General features: G+C 52.2%; 6 protein-coding genes and 1 pseudogene. 4 read left to right on the top strand and 3 right to left on the bottom strand.

Going from position 1 to position 6,488, the window contains the following annotated elements; genetic code table 11:
- The 3 genes and pseudogenes from ACI32D_RS06810 to ACI32D_RS06800 form a co-directional block, all read left to right on the top strand.
- A pseudogene (locus ACI32D_RS06810) lies at positions 1-262 on the top strand (hypothetical protein); the annotation flags it as partial.
- A 46-nt stretch (positions 263-308) separates the two neighbouring features.
- Positions 309-1,598, top strand: coding sequence for a 3-phosphoshikimate 1-carboxyvinyltransferase (gene aroA, locus ACI32D_RS06805; RefSeq protein ID WP_439775834.1), 1,290 nt, complete (start codon positions 309-311; stop codon positions 1,596-1,598).
- A 43-nt stretch (positions 1,599-1,641) separates the two neighbouring features.
- The gene (locus ACI32D_RS06800) at positions 1,642-2,727 is read left to right on the top strand and encodes a prephenate dehydrogenase (protein ID WP_439775833.1); all 1,086 of its coding nucleotides are present in this window, start codon (positions 1,642-1,644) and stop codon (positions 2,725-2,727) included.
- A gap of 71 nt (positions 2,728-2,798) precedes the next feature.
- Here the strand turns inward: ACI32D_RS06800 and ACI32D_RS06795 are convergent, their stop codons facing one another.
- The 3 genes from ACI32D_RS06795 to pyrF form a co-directional block, all read right to left on the bottom strand.
- Positions 2,799-3,722 (bottom strand): peptidylprolyl isomerase PrsA, encoded by a 924-nt coding sequence (locus ACI32D_RS06795; protein ID WP_439775832.1) that lies wholly within the window; start codon positions 3,720-3,722, stop codon positions 2,799-2,801.
- 126 nt (positions 3,723-3,848) lie between these two features.
- Positions 3,849-4,472: an orotate phosphoribosyltransferase gene (pyrE, locus tag ACI32D_RS06790; protein ID WP_439775831.1), complete on the bottom strand. Its 624-nt coding sequence runs from the start codon at positions 4,470-4,472 to the stop codon at positions 3,849-3,851.
- On the bottom strand, positions 4,462-5,184 hold the full coding sequence (gene pyrF / locus ACI32D_RS06785) for an orotidine-5'-phosphate decarboxylase (protein ID WP_279189185.1): 723 nt from the start codon (positions 5,182-5,184) through the stop codon (positions 4,462-4,464). The genes pyrE and pyrF overlap by 11 nt, the downstream gene beginning before the upstream one ends.
- A 268-nt stretch (positions 5,185-5,452) precedes the next feature.
- Between pyrF and ACI32D_RS06780 the strand changes: the two genes are divergently transcribed.
- Positions 5,453-6,388: a dihydroorotate dehydrogenase gene (locus ACI32D_RS06780; protein ID WP_439775830.1), complete on the top strand. Its 936-nt coding sequence runs from the start codon at positions 5,453-5,455 to the stop codon at positions 6,386-6,388.
- Positions 6,389-6,488: the final 100 nt, after the last annotated feature.

The following is a 6,488-nucleotide window of genomic DNA, read 5'->3' as shown; positions in this document are numbered from 1 at the left end:
GAACCCCATGCTGCTTCTGGAAAATTCCTATGTCCACAACCACTTGGCCTTTACCCATGCCGCCGTGGCCAAGCTGCTGCTCCAGTACGTGCCGGACGCGGAAGTCGTGACCTGTCCCAGCAAGTACCTGGCCTACCAGGAATACCGCCGGCGGGGGCAGTACGTTTTGACCAATGAGCAGAACGTGACCCTGCGGCCTTTTGAAAAAGTCCTCGCCCGGATCGAAATTCCCATGGTCTGGTGCGTCTACCAGATTAAGTAGTAAAATTTAGCAAAAATAAAAAGACAGAAAACAGAAAGAACAAAGCATGAAAGAATTAGCGATGGCCCCAAATGGCCTCTCTGGCCAGTTAACCGTTCCTGGCGACAAAAGCATTTCCCACCGGGCCGTGATGCTGGGAGCGTTAGCCAAAGGTGAGACAAGGATCAAGCACTTTTTGCCCGGCCAGGACTGCTTGACCACAGTCAAGGCCTTCCGAGACCTGGGGGTAAGAATTGACCGGGAAGGGGAAAAACTAGTCGTTTACGGGCAAGGCTTAAGGGGGCTCAATCCAGCGAATAAAGCTTTAGATATGGGCAATTCCGGCACGACGACTCGCCTTTTAATGGGGATTTTGGCCGGCAGCTTTTTTGCCAGCCAATTGATCGGGGATGCCTCTTTAAGCAAGCGGCCGATGAAGCGGGTCAGCCAGCCCTTGGCTAAGTTCGGGGCAGAGATTGCCTTGAGTCCGGCCGGGACCTTGCCGGCCACGGTCAAGGGGCAGAAGCTGCATGGGGCAGAAATCCAGCTGGAAGTCGCCAGCGCCCAGGTCAAAAGCGCGGCCATCTTCGCGGCGCTGGCAGCAGATAGCCCGTCAACCATCATTGAAAAGCTGCCAACTAGAAACCACACTGAAATCATGCTGCAGCAGTTTGGCGCTGATATAAGAACAGAGGCGGACAACTTGACCATCCATGTCCAGCCCGGCCAAGAATTGACCGGCCAGGAAGTAGAAGTGCCCGGCGACATGTCTTCAGCCGCTTTTTGGCTGACGGCCGGGGCCATCGTGCCAAATTCAAAAGTTACTTTAACCCGCGTCAACCTCAACCCGACCAGAACGGGGATCGTCAAGGTCTTAGAGCAGATGGGGGCAAAAATTGCCATCGAACAAGTGCCAAGCAAGGGAGAAGAATTGGGTAATCTAACGATTGAGACCAGCCAGCTGGTTCCAGTCAAGCTGACGGCGGAAGATATTCCGGCTGTCATCGATGAACTGCCCCTGGTGGCGCTCCTGGCGGCATGCGCTGACGGAACTAGCGAGATCCGGGGAGCAGAGGAGCTCAGAGTCAAGGAGACTGACCGGATCAAGACGGTCAGCCAGGAATTGGGCAAACTGGGCGTGGAAATCACTGAACTGCCGGATGGGATGATCATCAAGGGCCGGAAAAACTGGCAGGTCAAAGATGCTACCTTGGACAGCCACGGAGACCACCGGCTGGGGATGATGGCAGCCATCGCAGCTTTAAAGAGCAAGCAGGTACTTAAGCTGGCTAATGAAGGCAGCATCTCCGTGTCTTACCCGGGCTTTTTCAGTGACTTGGAGAAGCTGGTTAGGTAAGCAATAGGCATCAAGCAAAAGCTAAAACAGAAGGAAAAAAGCAATGACGACAGTGTTTATCAAGGGCCTGGGACTGATTGGCAGCTCCCTGGCCCGGGCAATCAGAGAGGGGCATCCAGACTACCGGATTTTGGCCTCTGACCCCGATCCTAAAACCCAGGAATACGCCTTAAGCCAGCAATTGGCCGATCAGATGCTGCCAGGCTTAGCAGGGGCAGAAGGGGCGGACTACATCATTTTGGCCGGCCCGGTTGACGCCATAAAGGCCGATATCAGGCAATTGAGCCAGATGGAGCTGAAAAAGGGAGTCCTGGTAACTGACGTCGGCTCAGTCAAGCAGGCAATTGTCGACCAAGCACAGGCTTTAAGCCAAAAAGGAATCGACTTTATTGCCGGCCACCCCATGGCCGGGTCGCACAAGACTGGGGCTTGGGCAGGTCGGGCCTTGCTCTTTGAGAATGCTTTTTACTTCTTGATTCCTGCAAGTCAAGCAGCAGAAAAGAGGCTGCTTGAATTAGAAGACCTGCTTAAAGCCACTAGAGTGAAATGGCTGCAGCTGACGGCAGAAGAACATGACAAGATTGTGGCGCAAATCAGCCACCTGCCGCACATCATCGCTGCCGGTCTGGTCAACCAGACTGAAGAGACTTTTGCTGGCCAGCCGCTGGGAACCAGGCTGGCTGCCGGGGGCTTTAAGTCCATCACCAGAATTGCTTCATCAGATCCGACCATGTGGAGCCAGATTCTTTTGAACAATTCAGAGGACATTTTAAAGCAGCTGGCTGAATTTCAAGCTGAGCTCAAGAAAGTGGCCAGGGAAATTGAAGCAGGAGATAAGGCTGCCCTTTACGACTTTTTCCAAAAGGCCAAAATCAGCCGGGACAAGCTGGGGCCAGACCAGGTCGGAGCAGCGCCAGGTCACTACGACCTCTTCGTCAATATTCCCGACCAAGTTGGCGCTTTAGCCGACGTGACCCGCCTGCTGGCAGAAGCCGGCATCAGCATCGTCAGCCTGCAGATTTTGGAAATCAGAGAAGAAATCGACGGGGTCCTGCAATTGACCTTTGCCAGAGAGGCAGACCGCCAGCAGGCCAAGGAAATCCTGGCCGCTTATGAGCTGAAAAAGTAGTAGCGAAGCAAACAAAAAAGACCCGATTCAAATGAATCGAGTCTTTTTTATCATCTAATCGTCAGCTCTCATTAGTTTGAGCTTGATGATGAGCTAGATGATGATGAAGTGCCAAGGTAGTTAGCCAGCAGGTTCTTGTCCTTGAGGTCCTTGTCCTTGATGTTGACGTTGGCCTTCTTCAGAACCTTGCTGATGATCTTGGTCATAGTGTTGGAGTCAGCTGCCCACTTAGCGTAGAGCTGCTTGTCGATGAACTTCTTGTTCTTAGTGTATGAGCCCTTTTCAGTGGTCTTCAAAACCTTGATGACTTCGTAGCCGGATGAAGTCTTAACTGGCGTGGTAGTGTATTCGCCTTCCTTAAGCTTCCAAACAGCTGACTTGAAAGTGCTGCTCAAGCTGGTGTCAGTTGAGTCGAAGGCTGACAGCTTGCCGGCCTTGTTCTTGGTAGCAGTGTCAGTTGAGTACTTCTTAGCCAGAGTAGCAAAGCTGGTGCCGCTCTTCAGCTTCTTGATGACAGTTTCAGCAGTTGACTTCTTGGCAACTACGATGTGCTGAACAGTGGTCTTGGTGTGGTAGCTCTTCCACCAGTTCTTTTCTTGCGTGGTGGTTGGCTTCTTCAAGTCCTTCAAAGCAGCAACTGAGTACAAGTTGGTAGCCAGGTTTTGCTTGAATGACTTGGTAGTCAAGCCGCTGTAGCTCAAAACAGTGCTGAAGCTTGAGCCGTATTGCTTCTTGTACTTGTTGTATTCGGCGTCGATCTTCTTTGAAGATACCTTGTCACCGTATTGGGCCTTCAGCGTGCGGTAGATGATCAGGCTGACCAAAGTTGATTGGCCGGCTGAAGTGTCCTTCATAGCTTCGTAGTATTCGTCCTGAGTGATCTTGCCACCCTTGTAGTTAACTACAGTAGCTGAGCTGCTTGAGCAAGCGGCAGTGGACAGACCGATAGCTGCGGCACCTGCCAAAACGGCGATTTTCTTCAAATGTTTTTTCATAAAATTAAATCTCCACATCCTTCATACGTACTGGTTACTAATATAACATATTTTTCCAGCTATAGAGTTCCTGGAGGCAAAGTTCATGAAAAAATCCGCCTTTCTTAGGAATTTCTTTACCTGCTCTTACCGCTTCCAGTTCCAAGGATCCTGGTGCCAAGCCAACAATTCCTTATATTGTTCTTCGCTGACCGTTTCGGCAATTTCCTGTTCAATCAGTTCCCGGTAGTTCAAAAGCGGGGCAAACTTGGTGTCGGCCTTCTTGAAGTTTTCGTCAGCGTCTGGCAAAAGGTAGGTGAAGATTGAGCTGACCCCGTCAACGTGAGCGCCGGTGTCCTTGACTGCTTGAACGGCAGATAAAACGCTGCCGCCAGTTGAAATGAGGTCGTCGATCAAAACGATGTGGTCGTCCATGGACAGGCGGCCTTCGATTTGCCGGCCCTGGCCGTGGTCCTTTGGCTTGGAGCGGACGTAAACCATTGGCAGGTTCAAGACTTGAGCAACCCAGGCTGCGTGCGGGATGCCGGCAGTAGCGACACCGCCGATGACCGTAACTTCCGGGAATTCCTTCTTGATCAAGGCTGCCAGGTTTTCAGCGATTGCTTGCCGCAGTTCCGGGAAGGAAATGGTCTGCCGCAGGTCAGTGTAGATCGGGGAGTGCATCCCGCTGGCGTAGACAAAGTCCTTGTCTGGAGAAATAGTCACAATCTTCTTGTCGATCAGCTGGCGGATAATTTCGTTATTTTGCATCGTTCTTGCTCCAATCCTTTAAAATCTCTTCATATGCTTTTTGCGGGTCAGCGGCTTGAGTGATTGGCCGGCCGACAACGATGGCGGTTGACCCGTTTTCTCTAGCCTGGGCTGGGGTGGCCACCCGGGCCTGGTCGTCTTTTTGGTAGCTCTTTGGCCGGATGCCCGGAGTGACGAACATAAAGTCGTCGCTGAATTCGCTCTTCATCGCCTTGACTTCCAGTGGTGAGCAGATGATCCCGTCAGCCCCGGCTTCCTGGGCCTGGTGGGCCAGGCTCTTTACTTCGTCAGCCAGGCTGAGTGAGCAGTGCTGTTCATTCTTCAAGACTTCTTCAGAGATTGAAGTCAGTTCAGTCACGGCCAAAAGCTTTGGCACCGGCTTGCCGGCCGGGGTGCCTTCGATCAAGCCTTCTTTAGCGGCCTGGATCATCTGCTTGCCGCCCAAGGCGTGGACAGTCGTGCAGTAGACGCCCAAGGCAGCCAGCTGGTGGGCCGTCCGCTTGACGGTGTTGGGAATGTCGTGCAGCTTGAGGTCAAGGAAGATCTGGTAGCCCTTGGCGGACAGATCACGGACGATTTCCGGCCCGTACTGGTAGAACATTTCCATCCCCAGCTTGACGTGCAGGCCCTGCTTGTCTTTCAGCTGGTTGAGGAACAGCCACATTTTCTCCTGATCATCATAGTCCAAAGCGATAAATAACGGTTTGTTCATTGCGACTCCTTAAAATAACAGCGTACGACCGCAAAAGAAAAGCCCGCCAGAGTCTACAGAGACCCCAGGCGGGCAGAATGCGTGCATACCAAAAAGATTGTGGTGCTTGTGGTCTCTCTGTACCAATTAAAGCTCAGTTAACAAAAGACTATCACGAACTTTTTGAAAAATCAAGGGTCAGGCCAGCTTGCCTTTTTTATTTTTTTGTAGGATAATTTTGGCGAATTGAAAAGTTAAAGAAGTCACATGAAGTCACACGGGAGGAAAAATGACCGCAGAAGTTAATTTGGCTGTTGAACTGCCAGGCTTGAAGCTGAAGAATCCGGTAATGCCGGCGAGTGGGACCTTTGCCTTTGGCGACTTGCCAGAGAATTTCGACTGGGATGAGATGGGGGCAATTGTCTTAAAGACTGCTACCCGCCATGCCCGGACTGGCAACCCGCAGCCGCAGATTGCCTTGCTAGAAGACGGGGTCATGAACGCTGTTGGCTTGACCAACCCGGGCGCTGAAGTCGTGGCTAGTGAAAAGATCCCGGCTTTAAGAGAAAAGCACCCGGACCTGCCGATCTTGGCCAGCGTTGGCGGGGAAAGCGTGGAAGACTACGTGGAAGTTGCTGAAATCCTGGCCGCGGCTAAGCCGGATGCTTTAGAGCTCAACTTGTCCTGCCCGAACGTGTCTGAAGGCGGGATGACTTTTGGCATCGTGCCGGAAATGGTGGAGAAGATCACCCGTCTGGTCAAGGAAAAAGTGGACCTGCCGGTATACGTGAAATTGACGCCAAACGTTACCAGCATTGTGGAAATTGCCCAGGCAGCGGAAAGAGGCGGGGCTGACGGTTTGACCTTGATCAACACCTTGCTGGGTCTGCACCTTGATTTAAAGACCCGGCGGCCGGTTTTAGGCAATGACTTTGGCGGCTTGTCTGGTCAAGCAGTTAAGCCGGTAGCTGTCCGCATGGTGGCCCAGGTCAAGCAGGCAACCAGTCTGCCAATTATCGGGGTCGGCGGGATCAACAGCCCGGAAGACGCGGCTGAATTCATCCTGGCTGGGGCCAGCGCTGTTCAGATCGGCAGCATGGCCTTCCATGACAAATTGGCCATCAAGCACGTGATTGACGGTCTGCCAACAGTTTTGGCCGACATGGGCGCAAGTGACGTTGCCAGCCTGGTTGGCCAGTGGCAGTCAAATAAGAGACAAGGCTGAATAAAGAGAATCGAGAACAAGCAAAAAGAAATACCGACGGCATTTCTTTTTCTACTCTAAGTCAAGTGTTATCAACGATTTTAGGCAATTTTATTTTGAA

Origin of the sequence: Lactobacillus sp. (assembly GCF_051873315.1) — a bacterium.
Classification (GTDB): Bacteria; Bacillota; Bacilli; order Lactobacillales; family Lactobacillaceae; genus Lactobacillus.
Note: the sequence above shows the minus strand (reverse complement) of the source record. Positions and strands in the feature narration are given on the sequence as shown.